The sequence below is a fragment of the Nostoc sp. FACHB-280 genome, from assembly GCF_014697615.1.
Classification (GTDB): domain Bacteria; phylum Cyanobacteriota; class Cyanobacteriia; order Cyanobacteriales; family Nostocaceae; genus Nostoc_B.
Window position 1 is genome coordinate 165,428 of record NZ_JACJSD010000005.1, and the last position, 18,215, is coordinate 183,642.

Sequence of the window (18,215 nt, forward strand, 5' to 3'; positions counted from 1 at the left end):
TCACTCAGTGCTATACATAAGTGAGTTTCGCAAACATACTTAAGAACCCACGTACAGCTTTCCGTAGATTTGCAATTGGCTAAATTTATCGGCTTGGGGCTACAAAACCGTTGGTAAATATCGTTTAATATCTGATCAACAACCACTGCCCAGGACTTATACCACTTCCTCTGCTTGCCGACATTATTAGTTGCTTATTTCTGCATCATCAGGCACTACATCTCCTCAAACTTGCGGATGATCAATTCAAGCACCTCCGTATTCTTGCTCTAATTCAAAATTTCAACACAAGTGAATTCTCGGAAATTTATCAGTGAACAATTTCCTGTTTTTCCTCGATGCTTTTTGGCACAGAAAATTGAATAATAAAGTTATGGTAAAGACAAAGGAGCTAATCAATTCCTGATGTAATTGCCAGAGGCTTTTGAATTTTTATTTATCTAAATTCAAAAACTCAAATCAATTCTGCATCTACCTTTAGGTTTTTCAATTCTCGATAAAAGCTAACTCAAAACTCAAAATTTTTTCTCCTCCTAGCCAATAGCTAGACATAAGAATAGATTTTCTGTAATTGCCGTTAGTTTCTTTGAGAAAAAGCTGCTTTAGCTAAAATCACCAAAGGAGTGTAGAATTATGTCTTTCGCAGGTATTCAAAGTCGTTCTCACCAAGAATTACACACCCAAAACAGTACAAAAAATTTCTGGAATCCTATTAATATTTTATTTTTTGTAGGTTCCTGCATCATTTTATCAACTTCTAGTGTGATGATTCTCTCTGCTGTTATCCCTTCAGTTACTTCTGCCATCTCATCGCCTACGGCTCATGCAACATCGATTCCTTGGATTAATAATGAGTCCGACTGTAAACATACTGGCAGAAATTGGCAGGATAATAAGTGTTGGGATAATGAACATAGCTTAATGTTTTAATTCTCCATCGCAATCCTTTGTAGAGATATGTATTGCCATAGCTTAACAAATAATAATCAAAAAATTGATGCTTTCCTAAAACAGTTTTTAGCTAGTATTCCTCCGCAAACAGCAGCAACTTTTACGGAAATACAACTAGCAGCTATCAAACAAGCGTTTCAACAAAAGTTTAGTAATTGTTTGGCTGTGGATATTAAATTCTCTATCCCTTTACCGAAGCAACATTTTTCCCTAATCTTAGTGTTGGGCAAAGAGAAAAAAATCAAAAAACGCCTCAAATACCCAATTTCTCAGCAGCTAAATCAAGTAATAGTTATCAAGTCTGGTATAAGAATTCTTACAACATTGATGGGGACACTTTGTATGATAGAGATAGTACCATCAATTCCAACAAGTTTAGGTCAAGCCAAAATATCGCCGTCTGGCTATCCTTAACTGGCAAAATTGAGATGGATTTTTATCATAGAAAACACTGAGGTGTATTAAATATTTGTAAGCAAAAATATTAATTATACCTGATATCCGATCATCTATCTTGTCCTAAACATCTATATAATGCTTCTCAACTATCACAGCCCCGATAATTTACACCAGACTATCGTCCGTCAGCCTCTGACTGTTAACTCCAAGATGCGGCTTCTGGATGTGATTGCACTAATAAATGAAGCACAAGCTAATTTTCGGGATTTTCCGAACAGAAATAATTCTTTATCCAACAATTTTAGCAAAGATATCAATAATATTGCATCTCAAGTTGCCAGCTGTGTTCTAGTTGTTGATGACTCGCAGTTAGTCGGGATTCTCACCCAGCGAGATTTAATTAAGATGGCAGCCGAAAGAAAGGATTTAGAAAGTATCAGTGTTGCTGAAGTGATGACAAGAGAGTTAGTAACGCTGAAGATAGAAGATTTTAAAGATGTTTTTACAGCATTAAATTTGCTGAGACAACATCGTATTTGTCATCTACCAGTTATCGGGGAGCAAGGGGAATTGATTGGATTAGTGACACCTACGAGTCTACTGGCAGTTACTATTCAACAAGCCGGACTCTATAATTATGCGCGAGTAAAACTTGCCGAACGCCAACGTATTGAGGCCGAGTTGCGTTTAGAGCGTAATTTTATTTCAACAATTTTTAATCTTACAGATGCTTTAGTAGTTGTATTGGATAGTCAAGGAAGAGTTGTTCGCTTTAATCATACTTGTGAACAAGCTACAGGTTACGCATTTGAAGTTGCTCAAGGAAAATCTGTTTGGGATGTGCTGATGTTACCAGACATCCAAGAATGTCTGAAGAATATCTTTCAAAATTTGGCAGCCAAAGAATTTCCGCAACGTTATGAAGCTATTTTAATTAATCAAGATGGCGATCGCCGCTTAATTTCCTGGTCAAATAAAGTTTTACTCAATAATGATGACCAAATTCACTATATCGTCTGTACAGGTATAGACATCACCGAAAGTCGCCAAGCTCAAGAAGAACTGCAACAAGCCAAAGAACAATTACAAACAGTCTTAGATGCAGTACCAGGGTTTGTGTCTTGGGTAAGTGCCGATGGCTATTATTTAGGGGTGAATCGTCATTTGGCTGAAAGTTTTAACTTAACAGCCGATGATTTTGTGGGACAAGAATTGGGTTTTTTGCAAAATAGCCCCCAATTTACAGAGTTTATGCACGACTTTCTACATCGACAAGATGTAGCTGATTCTAGTGTTGTTGATACTCAAATTAACGGGTTCACACGTAAATACTTAGTTATAGCGCAAAAATATCAACAAAAAACTGCGGCCGTTGCTGTGGGAATTGACATTACAGAACGCAAGCAAGCCGAAATGGCCTTAGCTGAGTCAGAAGCAATGTTGCGCTCTGTCTTGAAAAGTACACCCAGTATGGTACGAGTCGTCAATGCTGAAGGGAAAATCTCCTTTATTAATCAAACTACACCCCATCTTTCTTTAGGGGAAGTTATTGGCACAAGTATTGATGACTATGTATTGCCAGAAGATTGCGAAATTCAACGTTCTGCATTAGAGAAGGTTTTTGCCCAAGGAGAAGTTGTCAGCTATGAAACCCGTGCTTTAGACACCCAGACAAATTTGAAATATTATCATTCTCAGATTGGCCCCATTTGGCATAACCAAAAAGTTACAGGTGCAGTCATCATTACCAATGATATTACTGAACAGCAAGCTGCGCTCCGTGAACGGAAACAAGCCGAAGCCGCACTACGAGAGAGCGAGCAGAAATTCCGGCTATTAACAGAAAATATTAAGAGTACATTTTGGATTACAGAAATTAAAAATGAACTGTCTCAGATTATTTACGTTAGTCCGGCGTTTGCAGAAATCTGGGGTAGATCAGCCGAAGAAGTTTATCACTCATTTGAGATATTTATAAATTCTATACATCCTGTTGATCGTCAAAAGTTTATTGCTAATAACTATCAAAGAATGCAAAGCGCATTTGATGAAGAATATCGAATTATTCGCCCTGATGGAGCAATTCGTTGGATTCGCAGCCGTGCTTTTCCCATTAGAAATGAGCAAGGAAAAGTCTACAGAATTACGGGAATTTCTGAAGATATTACAGAGCGTAAGCAAACAGAAATTGCTTTACAAAGTTTAATTGAAAGTACAGCTTCGACCACAGGACAAGACTTTTTTCCGGCTTTAGTTGAGCATATTTCTTCGACTTTAGATGTCCGTCACACTTTAGTGAGTCAGTTAATTGATGGCAAAGTTCATACTTTAGGGTCTTGGTCTGATGGCAAGTTGCAGCCGAATATTTCCTATGACCCCACTTCAACACCTTGTGAACTTGTCATTAAAAGAGGATATTACTATTGTCCTGGGGGAATTCAACAACAATTTCCAGGCGCAGCCAAATGGACAAAGATACAAGCTGAAAGTTTAATGGGTGTGATTTTAAGTGATGATTTTGGCAACCCAATTGGCTTGCTGTGCATAATTGATGATAAGCGAATACCTGATCCCCATAAATTTGAAGGAATTTTAAGAGTATTTGCTGCCAGAGCCTCAGCTGAACTACAAAGACAACGAGCGCAAGAAGCATTGCAACAACTGAATCGAGATTTAGAAGCTAGAGTTGAGCAGCGCACTTTAGAATTACAAAAAAATGAAGCTGAACTCAGGGCTATTTTTAACCAAGCTGCGGTGGGAATTAAACTAGAAACATTAGATGGACAGTTACTCAAGGTCAATCAAAAATTATGTGAAGTGTTGGGTTATAGCCAAGCAGAACTCATGAATAAGACCTTTAGAGATTTGACTTATGCAGATGATATTCTCCACCATCAACAAAACCTGCAAAAATTAATTTCAGGTGAGATAGAAACATTTTCCATTGAAAAGCGGTGTTTACATAAAAATGGCCACCCAATTTGGATTAATCTGACAGTTTCTTTAATTCGTGATGTGGTTGGTAAACCAATTTATTCGGTGGGAATAGTTAAAGATATTCGTAATCAAAAACAAGCCGAAGAAGATTTAAAACGCCAATTTGCCGCAGTAGAAGCTGCTATAGATGGAATTGCGATTTTAAGTGGCAATGTCTACACTTATCTCAATCAAGCTCATGTGGAAATGTTTGGCTATACTAATCCAGAAGAACTAATTGGTAAGAATTGGTCAGAAATTTACGAACCACAAGAAATTCAACGTTTTCAAAGCGAAATTTTTCCCGCTTTAATGCAGCAGAAACATTGGCGGGGAGAAACGATCGCCAAACGCAAAGATGGAAGTTACTTTGCGGAAGAAGTATCCTTAACGATTTCTGAGCAAGGTGATTTAATTTGTGTCTGTCGGGATATTAGCGATCGCAAAAAAGCTGAGGCAGATATTTGCAAAGCATTAGTTAAAGAAAAAGAACTCAGCGAGTTAAAATCTCGGTTTATTTCCATGACCTCCCACGAGTTCCGTACTCCTTTAGCTGTAATTGCATCTTCTGCTGGTATCTTAAAAAGCTTCAGCCATAAACTTGATGAACAACAAAAGCAAAAACATCTCCAGTGTATTCAAACCTATGTCCAGCATACTACGCAACTTTTAGATGATATTTTGCTGATTAATAAAGCTGAAGCTGGTAAATTAGCTTTTGATCCAAATTATCTCGATTTAGTCAATTTCTGTCATACCTTAGTAGAAGAAATTCAACTCAGTTCTCCGGAACATAATTTAGTTTTTTGTCAGCCACCTCAACATAGCCTGTCAGATGGTGGGCAAGTCATGGCTTATATGGATAAAAAACTGCTGCGACAAATTTTAAGCAACTTGCTTTCTAATGCAGTTAAATACTCACCCAATCACAGTTATATTCAAATTTATTTATTAATTCAAAATCAAAACGCTGTATTCCTCATTCAAGATGAAGGTATCGGCATTTCCCCAGAAGAACAGCAAAACTTGTTTGAGCCATTTTTTCGAGCTAGTAATGTGGGCAATGTTCCCGGTACAGGATTGGGCTTGGCAATCGTTCATAAGTGTGTAGACCTACATCAAGGCAGAGTTACCATCGCCAGTCAAGTCGGAGTTGGGACAACATTTAGAGTAGAACTACCATTGGTAGTTAAATCAGTAAATTAAATTATACCTGATGTTATTAATTGATACTTTTTGGGAAAGATAAATACAGAGGTTCTATGTGGAAATAAGTCTATGTGAGCTAACTCCTGGACTTAGCAAACTTCCTAGTAGCGTTTCTTCTGGATAGATGAATATGGGGCAAATTTTTAGATAATTGCTTAACAAGATTAATGACCAAAAAAATATTAGTAATTGAAGATGAAGTTCAAATCTGCTCGAACATTCAGCAGATTTTAGGATTGTCTGATTTTCAGACTATTAGTGCTAATAATGGTTTAGATGGATTACGCCTAGCTAAATCAGAAAAACCAGATTTGATATGTTGTGATATTATGATGCCCGATTTGGATGGCTATGGCGTACTTAAAGCCTTACGCGAAGACTCTGAAACTGATTCTATCCCCGTAATTTTACTGACTGCAAAAGTTGAGCGCAGTGATTTACGTTATGGTATGGAGTTAGGAGCAGATGATTACATCACAAAGCCTTTTTCTCCAGAAGAACTGTTGAAGGCAATTCAGATGAGGCTGGCACGGGTAGCAAAACCTACCTTGATGAAACAAAAGTATGAAAAAGAACGTCAACAAAATATCAAACTTAAACAAGAAATTCAAGTTAGTCAGCAAAAGTTAGAAGAAACTAAGCAATTAGCTGATATGCGAAATGAGGTTTTAGAAAAGCTGTTGCAAGATTTAAGCAATCCACTTTCTAATATTAATATGGCGGTGCATATGCTCAAGCAGGTGCAATCCGAAAATGACCGCGATCGCTACTTGAAGATTTTACAAGAAGAGTATGATCGAGAAATTATGCTTTTAAATGAAATGAAAAATTTACAAGCATTATTAACTCCAGAAAATGCCAAAATTTTGCAGAAGTTTAATTTATTGCATCACAGTAAATAGTAGCTTAAAACTTAGCTACTTTAGTTTATTCAGTATATATTTTTAATGTTATCAGGGTTGTCATTCTATTCCCAAAAACAATAATTTATCTTTTTAATTCCTTTAGATGAACACAATTTTGATTATAGAAGACGAACCCCAAGTTCGAGAGAATATTTTGGAAATTTTACAACTTTCCAACTTTGAAACCTTGGCTGCACCGAACGGTAAGATAGGATTAGAAATTGCCCAAACACAATTACCAGATTTAATTATCTGCGACATTATGATGCCTGAGTTAGATGGCTATAGTGTGCTGTCGGCGCTGCGTCAAAATGAAGCAACTATTAATATTCCTTTAATATTTGTGACAGCAAAAGCAGAACGTTCAGATTTTCGTCTGGGAATGGATTTTGGGGCTGATGACTATTTAACTAAACCCTTTACTCCCGAAGAATTATTGAATGCAATTGCTGTAAGGCTGAACAAAAAAGCTGTGGTTGAACGTCAATCACAAGCCAAACTAGATGAGTTACGGATGAATATTATCCACTCATTACCCCATGAAATTAATACGCCTTTAAATGGCATTATCGGTATGACTCAATTGTTAATTGAGCATTCAGATATGATTGATGAATCGGAAGAAATTGAAATTGTTGAATCTATTTATACATCAGCTAATCGATTACATCGACTAGCACAAAGATTTTTACTGTATAGTAATTTGGAATTAGTCGCCAGAAATCCTGAAAAGGTGCGACAAATTCAAGAAGAAATAGATAACTGCTTGAGTAAAACAATAATTAGAGATGTTTGCTTTCAAAAAGCAAAAGCAACAAGTAGAGAAAAAGATTTAAAGTTGGAATTAACCGAATCGCTGGTGAGACTTCCCCAAGAAAAATTGAGTCTTATCATTGAAGAACTTATAGATAATGCCTTGAAATTTTCCCTACCTAGTAATGAAGTAAAAGTATTGAGTCAGGTCAATGGTTATAAATATAAATTAGATGTTATTGATCATGGTAAAGGAATGACATCTGAAGAAATCGAGAAAATTGGAGCATTAATTCAATTTAATCGCAAGTTATATGAACAGCAAGGTTCTGGTTTAGGATTAGCTATTGTACAGCATATTGTGAAATTGTACCAAGGTGAATTTTTCATTAATAGTACTCCCGGTCAAGGAACTGTGATTAGTGTTGTTTTACCTTGTTTATGACTTGTCAGTAGGAGCAGACAAATATCTGCTCCTACTATTTAATGATTATTTTTTGGTAATTTTAAGAAGGAAGATTGTTTTAATATTAGCGTTAAGAAGTTTTACAAAAACTAAGGATGTCTGCACGTCAGTTTCCTTAGCCTGCAATTTAATAATCATTGGTGAAATATTTACTTGTTGCTATTTAGGAATATTAGCTAGTAAAATTGCTATTTATAAAATTGATGTAATTAATAATCTTTGGCAATTATTTTCCAATGATATGAAATAGTTAAAGCTCCTAAAAAAATTTAGGAGCAGTTTACCCCCTACATCAAATTCAGAAATACTTATGGCTGCAACTGTTAAAGTGACATTGTAGTTGTATGTATAGATGCTATCCGAGTAAAACTACGACAACACTTTCAGTATAGAAGTAAGTGTTTGTCCTGAATCCTCAACTTCCCAATCAGGAATTATGCACATAGGGGGTAAATTAGACAAGGGGGACAAGGAAGGTAAGGGAATATAGAAGTCTTGTTGAGTAAACCTTGATTATTTAGACCGCAGAGTCAGCAGATTAAAGCCAAAATGATGTAAGCAGTATCTCAGATGCTTTGCCGATAAACTTGCGTATATTTGCCTGTATACTTCTAGTGGTGTCCGTAGTTGCTGCACAAATTACATTCACTTACACCCATTTTTAACAGACAATGTTTGTGTATAAGTCCTGCTAGAGATAAGGCATATTTAAGCTTGCTCTATCAAGCAAACAGATGTATCTTAAAAATGTCTGCTAAATAAAGTCATAGCTAAAACAATCTGAGGCACTTTGTCTTATGAGCTTAATTTTTTGAGATTAAGCTTTTTTGGGCTGTGCTGAGTAGTGTGGATCATTTGGTTAGGAAATTTTAGAAGTTGTGAAAATTCTGCTGGTAGAGGATGATTTACCAACTGCAACCGTACTGAGTGAGGTTCTCAAGACGGAATGTTATGCAGTTGAACTGGCAACAGATGGTCAAAATGGATTAGCTTTAGCAACCTTGTCCAATTTTGACTTGATATTGTTAGACCTGCTGATACCCAAACTAGATGGAATTAAACTTTGCCGTCAACTCCGCGCTCAAGGGATGCAAAAACCGATTCTGTTGCTAACCGCGAAAGACCACAGTAATGATGTGGTCACAGGATTGGATGCAGGTGCAGATGATTACGTCACAAAACCTTACGATATCTCAGAGTTGTTAGCCAGAATACGAGCATTGTTGCGGCGTGGACAAACAGAACTGACACCAAGTTTACTGCGTTGGGGAAATCTCTGCATTAACACCACCTCGGCAGCAGTGACATATCAAGGTAAGCCGATATCATTAAGTCCCAAGGAATATAGTTTGCTAGGGCTATTTTTGCGTCATCCACAGCGCGTATTTAGTCGCAGTGAGATTATTGACCGTCTTTGGTCAATAGATACCTCACCCAGTGAAGGCGCTGTAACTAATTTGATTAAAGACTTGCGACACAAGCTGAAAATAGCCGGAATGTCTGCGGAATTATTAGAGACAGTTTATGGTTTGGGCTATCGGCTCAAGACTGTGCCACTAACTCAGCAGACAGACACAACAGTAACAGCAAAACGGCAAACTGCGATCGCTTCTATCAAGAAAACCATAGAACGCTACAAAGATACATTTACCGAACGAGTTAGTTTGCTAGAACAAGCCGCACAAGCCTTACATCAAGGAAAATTATCATCTGAACTACGGCAGCAAACCAGTCAAGAAGCCCATAAACTAGCAGGTACATTAAGTTCTTTTGGCTATAGCACAGGCTCAAAGTTAGCTCAGTCTATTGAACATTTGCTGATTCAGGATAAAAATCTCACCTCGCAGGATGCTGTGAAACTATCACAATTAATTGCTCAAATCAAAGAAACACTAACTCAACCACCAACATTCAGCACCCTTGACCAATTTGCAAATATCCAACTTCCTCTCGTGCTGGCTATCAATGATCAATCTTTTAATCACCAACTCAAAACCGAAGCTGTGAATTGGGGAATGCAGATAGAAGTAGCCATGAATTGGGAGAGTATTCAACATCAAGTTTCACAACTGCCCAAGGTGATTCTGCTTTATTTAAATGAGCAAGCATCAATGCCAAAGAGTTTACAACTGCTGAATAAACTCAAACAACAATTTCCCAAAATACCAATTTTTGTTATAGCAGAGCAAGACAACTTCACGCAGCGAGTTGCTGTAGCTCGTGCTGGTGTCCAAGGATTTCTCACCAAACCCAACACTACTGAAGTTTTTCAGGTCATTACTCAAGTTTTACCCAAAACTCCAGCTAATTCAGCTAAGGTGATGATTTTAGACGATGATCCGATGATGCTGGAAATATTGAGCAATATACTGCTATCTTGGGGGTTAAAAGTCGAGACATTGCAAAATCCGCAAAAATTTTGGGAAGTACTGGTTTCAACTCAACCTGATTTATTAATGATTGATTTAGAAATGCCGACATATAGTGGTATGGACTTGTGTCGGGTAGTGAGACAAGATCCTCATTGGGGAAATTTGCCAATTTTAGTAGTCACGGCCCATACAGATATGAAATCAGTTCAACAGGTATTGGCAGCAGGGGCTGATGATTTTATTGGTAAGCCTGTAGTGGGAACAGATTTAATCCATCGTGTTATGAGCAGAATTGACCGTTATCGTGTACAGCAAAAACTCTCAACTTAACTACCCTACACCGATATTAATCGCCTGACTACCCAAGCGATCGCATTCCAAAAACCTTAACCAATTTATTGATTTCACTTTGCCAATAACAGTAACAGAACAATGAGCAAACGCATTCTTGTCATCGATGATGAAGAATCACTTCGAGACCTAGCCTGCACATGCTTAGAAGATTTAGGCGGCTGGGAGACAATACCCGCCCCATCAGGTGATAAAGGACTTTTACAGGTTCAAAATGAAATTGTAGATGCCATTTTACTGGATGTGTCTATGCCTGATATGGATGGGTTTCAATTTTACGAGCAAATCAAAGCCAATCCCAAAACTCATAAAATTCCAATAATTTTGCTCACAGCCAAAGTCTTACCCGATGATTACAAACGTTTTGCTCAATTAGATATAGCAGGTATCATCAATAAACCATTTAATCCCATACTAATTTGTGAGCAAATCGCTCAAATGCTTGCCTGGAAAGCGTAATGAGATAATGGGGAGTGAGTGAACATCATCAATGAGCATTGACACTCTTATCAGTTTCTTATTTTCTTGATTTAAGCTGAATTCATCACTATTTATCCAGTGTTTTCAGCATGACAATCAAGACAATATTGTTGATTGATGATGAACCAACTATTCGAGAACTTGTACAAATTTGTTTACACGATTTGGTGGGATGGAAAGTCATAACTGCTGCTTCAGCTCAAGCCGCTCTTCAACAGCTAGAGATAGAGTCTCCTGATGCTATCCTGCTTGATGTTGTTATGCCAGGTATGGACTTTACCACATTTCTGTATAGATTCCGCGAAAGACATTCAACCAAATTAATTCCAGTAATATTGTTGAGTGTAATTGCCGATTGGTTTACCTCACAACAACTTCAGCAACTTGGTGTAGTGAAAGCCATTGCTAAACCCTTTAATCCCCTAACTTTGCCTGAGCAAATTATTTGCGCTTTAGGCTGGAGTGTACAGCCTGAATGTGAATCTGTTCTTTAAATAATAGATAAGCTTTTTATTTTATCATATTTTGCTATCTCAGATATTGTGAACTAAATCACACTTAATTTGCTAAATAACTCTTGACAATGAGATAAAGCAAACCAAAATAAATACTAGTTTCCCTCTAATTCTCGGCATAAATAAACCATCGCAATTTATCCACTAGATTTTATGTACGCCCAAAATTTTGCTACGAAAAACATGAATTTACAGCAACATAAAACTAAGAGAAGAAGAGGCGTTGTACTCACTTCCACAGGTATACAGCGTTTACAAGAAGCAATTATATCTTGGGAAATTCTCAAAAACCAGGGATATCGTTTAACTCTAGAGGAACTTAGCAAACAGGTAAACATTTCTACGAAAACTTTAAGCCGCTTGTGGTCTTTGAGTAAAGGCGTAGATCAAAAAACTCTCAAATTATGCTTTAGTGCCTTTAATCTCAAACTACGAGAAGAAGATTACACCGTTTTAAATGGGGAAAATGAAACAAAAATATTAGATGTTGTGTCAAAAAAATCATTTCTACAAAAAGATAACTTGCCTCAATTATCTCATGACCAAATAGAACAATATTGGTCATATCCAAACGGCCCTATAACTTTAGATTCTCCGTTGTATATTGAACGTCCACCAATAGAAGAACTGGTTTGTCGAGAAATCACTCGACCAGGTTGTGTGATTCGGATTCGCGCTCCAAGACAGATGGGTAAAAGTTCTTTAGTATTACGTCTTTTAGCTTTTGCGAATCTCAAAAAATATCGGACTGTTAATATTAATTGCCATCAAATTGATCACCATTGTTTGACTGATTTAAATAAACTGTTGCGTTGTCTGTGCTGGAAAATTGCCCAACAATTAGAAATTGAGCCTAACTTAGATGATGAATGGGATGAAGAGGTTGGTTATAAATTAAGCTGTAGTTTCTACTTGCAAAAGTATATCCTGCAACAGAGTAATCACCCCATAGTTTTGGTATTGAATGACGTTGATCGCTTTTTTGATTATCCTCACATTGCTCAAGAATTTTTTGCTTTGTTGCGTTCTTGGTGTGAGGAAGCACGTCAAAATCAGGCTTGGCAAAAGCTGAGATTAGTAGTGGTATATTCTACAGAGCAATATGTTTCTCTAGATATTAATCGTTCCCCATTTAATATTGGCTTACCTATACGCCTTATTGAATTTACGCAAACCCAGGTAGAAGATTTAGCCAGAAGATATGAGTTAGATTGGAGTTCTGGTGAAGAATCTATTCAATTAATGTCTTTGGTTGGTGGTCATCCAGCCTTGATTCAACTGGCTTTGTATCATCTAGCTTCTGGTATAGTTACTTTACAAGAATTGATTACAGATGCGATCGCCAACGGTGGGATATATCGCCATCACCTCTGGCGACACTGGATTAAGCTACAAGACAATCCTCACTTAGTGGAAAAATATACTGATATTGTCACAGCAACAGGAAGCATTTCTGTTGACCCTGTGGATGCTTATAAACTCGAAAGTTTAGGATTGATTTGTTTTGATGGCGATCGCATCCTACCTCGTTGCGAACTTTACCGTAATTATTTTCAAAAACAGCTAAGTATAAAATATGGTATAACCTCACCATTGCTTAAATAAGTAAGAGATGATTTATAAAGTAAAAATAGAATTTCCTGTATTTACTTTATAAATGGTCTCTTACAGCAGAATAAATAAGAACAGCTAAGGAGTCTTAGCTGTTCCGGCTTAAAGGTTCTATTATTTGCAGGTTAATAAATGCTTAGGCAGAATGCCCTCTTTCGCCAGAAAGATTAATTCATCTGGTTAGATATTAATCAACTTAGAGCGGGTTGCTGAGATTACTAACCCGTAGAGATGGAATTTGACCTTATGGTACAGAGTATTGAATTGATTAATTTAATTTATATTCGTAAAAACATTTAATTATTACAAAACATTACAAGATTTGTCATAATATTGGGTTTGCAACCATCTTTTAGCACCTGAATTTTTTTAGGTGTCAACTTTATTTGCCTGAAAAAACCCATGAGTCAAATAGTCTGGATCGCAAGACACGCCAACCGCCTCGACTTTGTATATCCTGATTGGTTTCTCACCGCCGAACGACGTTACGATCCGCCTTTATCTGACGATGGTTTCGTGCAGGCAAAACAATTAGCCCAACGCTTGAAAAGTGAGAAAATTACCCATATTTTTGCGTCTCCCTTTTTGCGAACAGTGCAAACAGCCAATGCAGTAGCCGAAGTTTTGGATTTACCTATCAAATTAGAAACAGGCTTGAGTGAATGGTTAAATCCAGAATGGATGACAGAAGAACCAGAAAGACTCTCCACTCCTGCCTTAAAAGAACTATTTCCCAGAATTGACAATAGCTACACAGCACGCATCGCAGCTAAATATCCCGAAACTCACGAACAAGTACGCGCACGTTCTGGGCAAACAGCGAGATGTTTAGCCACAGAATTTTTTCCCGAACAGATTTTATTGGTAGCGCATGGTGCTTCTGTGTTGGGTGCGGCAATGGGGTTAGTGGGTGAAGTTGCTAAAACCGAAGTTAAAGCTTCTTTATGTTCTTTAGTCAAGGTTGTGCTTCAAGGCCCAGAATGGTTGTTAGAACTAAAAGGAGATACTTCTCATTTAACTCAAGTTGAGGAAGTAATTCGATTTGCGTAAATTCTGTAACAGGGCAGAAGACTAGGGTTATTAGCCATAAGAAGATAAAGTCTGAATCTAGTCTCAGCCTGGAATTAAATCTCCAAAAACATAGGACTTACGCAAGAACTCTCTCAAACTCTGATAACTTTGTGTCCATTGCGTTTTTTTTTTGATAATTTTGCGTAAGTCCTGAAACAATAACTAAACTACTAAGTAATTAATTATGACTTTGTTACTAGCAGGAGATATCGGCGGCACAAAAACAATTTTGCGATTGGTGGAAACCTCAGATTTCTCAGAGTTGCAGACAGTTTATGAGGACAGTTATCGCAGTGGGGATTTTCCTGATTTAGTGCCGATGGTACAGCAATTTTTACTGCAAGCGAATACAGCTACTCCTCAAAAGGCTTGTTTTGCGATCGCCGGGCCAGTGGTCAACAACACTGCTAAACTCACTAACCTAGCTTGGTATTTAGATACCTATCGTCTGCAACAAGAATTAGGTATCGCCGCAATTTCCTTAATTAATGACTTTGCGGCTGTTGGCTATGGCATTTTTGGGTTAAGTTCCCAAGATTTACTGATCTTACAACCAGGTAAACTCAAACCAGAAGCACCCATCGCTGTGATTGGTGCGGGGACAGGGTTAGGACAAGGCTTTTTAATCAAGCAGGGAAATCATTATCAAGTGTTTCCTTCCGAAGGTGGTCACACCGACTTTGCTCCCCGCAACGAGTTAGAATTTCAACTACTGAAATATTTGCTGGATAAACATGATATTCAGCGTGTGTCTGTAGAACGAGTGGTTTCTGGTTTAGGTATTGTTGCTATTTACCAATTTTTGCGCGACCGCAAACATGCTACTGAATCGCCAGAAATTGCCCAAGCAGTGAGAACCTGGGAACAGGAAGCCGGACGGACTGAAAAAAGTGTTGATCCCGGTGCTGTGATTGGTAAAGCCGCAATTCAAAAAAGCGATCGCCTCTCGGAACAAACATTACAATTATTTGTTGATGCTTACGGTGCAGAAGCCGGCAATCTCGCCTTGAAACTTTTACCCTACGGCGGCTTATACATTGCTGGGGGAATTGCACCGAAAATTCTGCCGTTAATTCAAAATGGTAGTTTTTTATTGAACTTCACTCAAAAAGGCCGAATGCGTTCTCTTTTAGAAGAAGTACCAGTATATATTATTCTCAATCCCCAAGTAGGATTAATAGGTGCGGCTTTGTGTGCAGCTAGGTTATAACACTATCATCATCAGTGATATCTGCATCAGTAAAGCTAAAACTATGACATTCCCCAAATTATTACCTTTCATAGCTGCCACACTTGTTTGTGGTAGCTGTTTTGTTGTAGAAGCACGTCAACCCCAAACAGCAGTTAAAAAACCAGAAACCGCCGCGCAACCAGTCCAACCAAAATGGAAATTATTCCGTGCGCCTGATGGACGTTTTACAGTATTAATGCCGGGAACACCAAATAAAGAAACCCAAACCCAAAAAACCCAGATAGGGGAAATTGACTTAAATATATTTTTTGCTCAACCACCAAAGCAGCAAGTTGCCTATGTAGTTGTTTATAATGAGTTTCCCCACAGTTACGGCACATTGACCAATCCGCAAACCATATTAGACCAAGCCCAAGCTATGGTACTAAAAACTACGAAAAGTAATTTAATTCGTCAGCGCAATATTCGTAGTTCCAACGGTCATCCCGGCAAAGAAATTGAGTTTATTAATCCCGGCGGTAAAATTACTCGCAGTCGAATGTATGTTGCCCAAGGTCGGCTGTATCAAGTAATGGCAATTACTACGAAAAAACAACAACAAACCCTCAACAAAACTATTACCGGTTATTTGAATTCTTTCCAAGTCGTTTTGAAATAATGGGATAAGTAGTCAGAATTCAGGAGTCAGGATTCAGAATCATGAATGCTAGATAGAAATTTTAGTGGTCTAGTAGTATTGATTCTGACTTCTGGATTTTGGATGCTCAAACTTGATACTGCAACTTAAGAGCGATCGCGCCTTAAAGTAGATAACCCTGAAGGCGGTCATCAATTATAATCGAATTCAGATCAGCAAGAGTAGGCTCCTGCGATACTATTTTTATAATGTAAATCACATCACATAAACCTATGGAGCCAGACTCTTTACCAACCGAGGTGATACTGACGCACCCGCGTCAGTCCCTCGGTAAAGTGCAACTTGACTGGACACCCCAACCAGGAAACTATCTTGATTTTCAAGGTAAAACCTACGCTGTTCTAGAGCGTCGTCATAGATATCAATTTAAATCGGGGCGTTATCGACTATATAATATAGCTCTCTACGTCCAATCTGCTCAAAGGCCAGCCGAAAAAAGTTTGCTAGATGGGCGTTGGGTGGTTGGTGACGCTACTTGTATTTATAACGCTCATTCTGAAATTGTTCGCTGTGCAGTCAACCCCCAAGGCCCTTGCCAAGACTGCCGCTACTATGAACAAGTATGAATAATTTCAGACTTCATACTTCAGACTTCAGAATTTCCCCCACTGTTAACCGTGTACCATTAACAAAATCCCATCCCGACTGGGGACGTTTACCCGCTAATTGAACTTCCCGTAATAATAATAAACCTGCTCCAGTTTGGGCGATCGCACCTATTCCCTTGGTAATGCTGACTATTTCTCCAGGACTACCAGATATATGGGATAAATCAGGTAATTTTTGGCGTATTGTTGCTAATTCTGGTGGTATTTCTTCCGCGTCAGCAGAACCAAGGGGAAGGGTCGCTGTAATTTTCAGAGTCTGGTTACGAAAAGTTGTCCAACAATTAGGGTAGAAACCCCGAATTTGATTGTGTAATTGTATCGCACTCTTTGACCAATCTAACTGGTAATCTTGCTTTTGAATCAAAGGCGCGTAAGTAGCTTCTGCGTCGTTTTGCGGAATTGCTTGAATCTCTTGATGCTTCAGTTTTAACAGAGTTTCTATTAACAAATCTCCACCAATATTTGCTAATCTTACAGCTAAATTGTCAGCATTATCTAACAATTCAATTGGTGTGGTTGCTTTGAGTAACATATCCCCAGTATCCATACCAGCATCCATCAACATGGTGGTAATTCCTGTTTCTGGCTCACCATTGTAGAGACACCATTGAATTGGAGCCGCACCGCGATACTTTGGTAAAATTGACCCATGTACATTAATACAGCCTAATTTGGGCATATTCAAGATTTTTTTGGATAAAATCTGCCCATAAGCTACCACTACAAACACATCAGCTTCTGTTTGTTGCAGTTTCGCTAAAGTTTCACCATCTTTTTTGACTCGCTCTGGTTGCCACACTGGTAAATTATGCTGGAGAGCCAGAGTTTTTACAGGCGAAGGAGTAAGTTTATTTCCCCTTTCTCGACGTTTATCTGGTTGAGTAACTACTGCTAAAATTTCCAATTCTGGATGATTCAGTAATTTTTCGAGAGTAGGAATAGCGAATTCAGGAGTACCAAAAAATACAACTTTCATTAATCAATAATCAATAGTTAAGCATCAATAGGTAATATTTACTTAGTTATTTATTATTATCCTCCTTACTCACTATTTTCTACACATAAGTTGGCGAAATTGAGTTTTCTTGATAAACTAAAAATAATTTACTCCAATATGTTGATAAATTGATATCAGCTTGACATCATATAAGTCGGCTGATTCCGCTAGAGACCATACACAAGCTTTGCAAGGTTTGCCAAAACAAAGCTGTTTATCAGTTTTTGCCAAAATGCAGTTACAAGTTTAGCTGCGTTTTTGCAATTGTTACAGTTAGATATTAATTTACTCCCAGGGGTGGATACTAACTCGATTTTTCGAGTATCATATGTTGTGCGTCAACTTTCCCAGCTTTTAAAGTAACGCCTCACTCAGTTTCACCGTTACAGGGGTCTGCACTGTTGTAGCAGGTATAAATAGGGGAGCCTCCTGCGGCTTGGCAGTTGCTAAAGTCTATCCCAACAGTTCAGTTTTTCGCTCTACCTATAGGTTGCAAATTCCTTGTAGCCAATAAAATGCGCCTTATGCTGTTGAATCAAGCACCAGTTTACTGGTGTGGTTAATTACTGGTTAAAGGTGTAAAAGTTCGATTAATGCAGTAATTATGTTGTTCATCTGCATTAAGTTTGTTGTGGCAAAAATGTCGCTAATCAATAGTATTT

At 37.9% G+C, this 18,215-nt stretch carries 14 protein-coding genes; 13 read left to right on the forward strand and 1 reads right to left on the reverse strand.

What is annotated here, in order from left to right:
* The first annotated feature begins 633 nt into the window (after window positions 1-633).
* The 13 genes from H6G75_RS05645 (at window position 634) to H6G75_RS05705 (ending at window position 16,514) form a co-directional block, all read left to right on the forward strand.
* Window positions 634-930, forward strand: a complete 297-nt coding sequence (locus tag H6G75_RS05645) for a hypothetical protein (RefSeq protein ID WP_190978984.1) — start codon at window positions 634-636, stop codon at window positions 928-930.
* Window positions 931-957: 27 nt separating this feature from the next.
* Window positions 958-1,365, forward strand: a complete 408-nt coding sequence (locus H6G75_RS05650; protein ID WP_190978985.1) for a hypothetical protein — start codon at window positions 958-960, stop codon at window positions 1,363-1,365.
* A gap of 120 nt (window positions 1,366-1,485) precedes the next feature.
* A complete protein-coding gene (locus H6G75_RS05655; RefSeq protein ID WP_190978986.1) occupies window positions 1,486-5,532 on the forward strand; it encodes a PAS domain S-box protein in 4,047 nt (1,348 codons plus the stop codon).
* Window positions 5,533-5,702: 170 nt separating this feature from the next.
* Window positions 5,703-6,437 carry a response regulator transcription factor gene (locus tag H6G75_RS05660; RefSeq protein ID WP_190978987.1) on the forward strand — a complete coding sequence of 245 codons (735 nt, stop codon included), beginning with the start codon at window positions 5,703-5,705 and terminating at the stop codon, window positions 6,435-6,437.
* A 106-nt stretch (window positions 6,438-6,543) separates the two neighbouring features.
* Window positions 6,544-7,638 carry a response regulator gene (locus tag H6G75_RS05665; protein WP_190978988.1) on the forward strand — a complete coding sequence of 365 codons (1,095 nt, stop codon included), beginning with the start codon at window positions 6,544-6,546 and terminating at the stop codon, window positions 7,636-7,638.
* Window positions 7,639-8,537: 899 nt separating this feature from the next.
* Complete coding sequence (locus tag H6G75_RS05670) at window positions 8,538-10,361, forward strand: response regulator (protein WP_190978989.1); 1,824 nt, start codon at window positions 8,538-8,540, stop codon at window positions 10,359-10,361.
* 102 nt (window positions 10,362-10,463) lie between these two features.
* A complete protein-coding gene (locus H6G75_RS05675; RefSeq protein WP_190978990.1) occupies window positions 10,464-10,841 on the forward strand; it encodes a response regulator in 378 nt (125 codons plus the stop codon).
* A gap of 110 nt (window positions 10,842-10,951) precedes the next feature.
* Window positions 10,952-11,356, forward strand: a complete 405-nt coding sequence (locus H6G75_RS05680; protein WP_190978991.1) for a response regulator — start codon at window positions 10,952-10,954, stop codon at window positions 11,354-11,356.
* A gap of 204 nt (window positions 11,357-11,560) precedes the next feature.
* The gene (locus tag H6G75_RS05685) at window positions 11,561-12,982 is read left to right on the forward strand and encodes an AAA-like domain-containing protein (RefSeq protein ID WP_190979038.1); all 1,422 of its coding nucleotides are present in this window, start codon (window positions 11,561-11,563) and stop codon (window positions 12,980-12,982) included.
* Between the two features lie 408 nt (window positions 12,983-13,390).
* Window positions 13,391-14,038 (forward strand): histidine phosphatase family protein, encoded by a 648-nt coding sequence (locus H6G75_RS05690; RefSeq protein WP_190978992.1) that lies wholly within the window; start codon window positions 13,391-13,393, stop codon window positions 14,036-14,038.
* A 205-nt stretch (window positions 14,039-14,243) separates the two neighbouring features.
* Window positions 14,244-15,269, forward strand: a complete 1,026-nt coding sequence (locus H6G75_RS05695) for a glucokinase (RefSeq protein ID WP_190978993.1) — start codon at window positions 14,244-14,246, stop codon at window positions 15,267-15,269.
* Between the two features lie 43 nt (window positions 15,270-15,312).
* Window positions 15,313-15,909, forward strand: a complete 597-nt coding sequence (locus H6G75_RS05700) for a hypothetical protein (protein ID WP_190978994.1) — start codon at window positions 15,313-15,315, stop codon at window positions 15,907-15,909.
* Window positions 15,910-16,160: 251 nt separating this feature from the next.
* Complete coding sequence (locus H6G75_RS05705) at window positions 16,161-16,514, forward strand: DUF6464 family protein (protein ID WP_190978995.1); 354 nt, start codon at window positions 16,161-16,163, stop codon at window positions 16,512-16,514.
* 13 nt (window positions 16,515-16,527) lie between these two features.
* Here the strand turns inward: H6G75_RS05705 and fmt are convergent, their stop codons facing one another.
* Window positions 16,528-17,532 carry a methionyl-tRNA formyltransferase gene (fmt, locus tag H6G75_RS05710; protein WP_190978996.1) on the reverse strand — a complete coding sequence of 335 codons (1,005 nt, stop codon included), beginning with the start codon at window positions 17,530-17,532 and terminating at the stop codon, window positions 16,528-16,530.
* Window positions 17,533-18,215 lie beyond the last annotated feature (683 nt).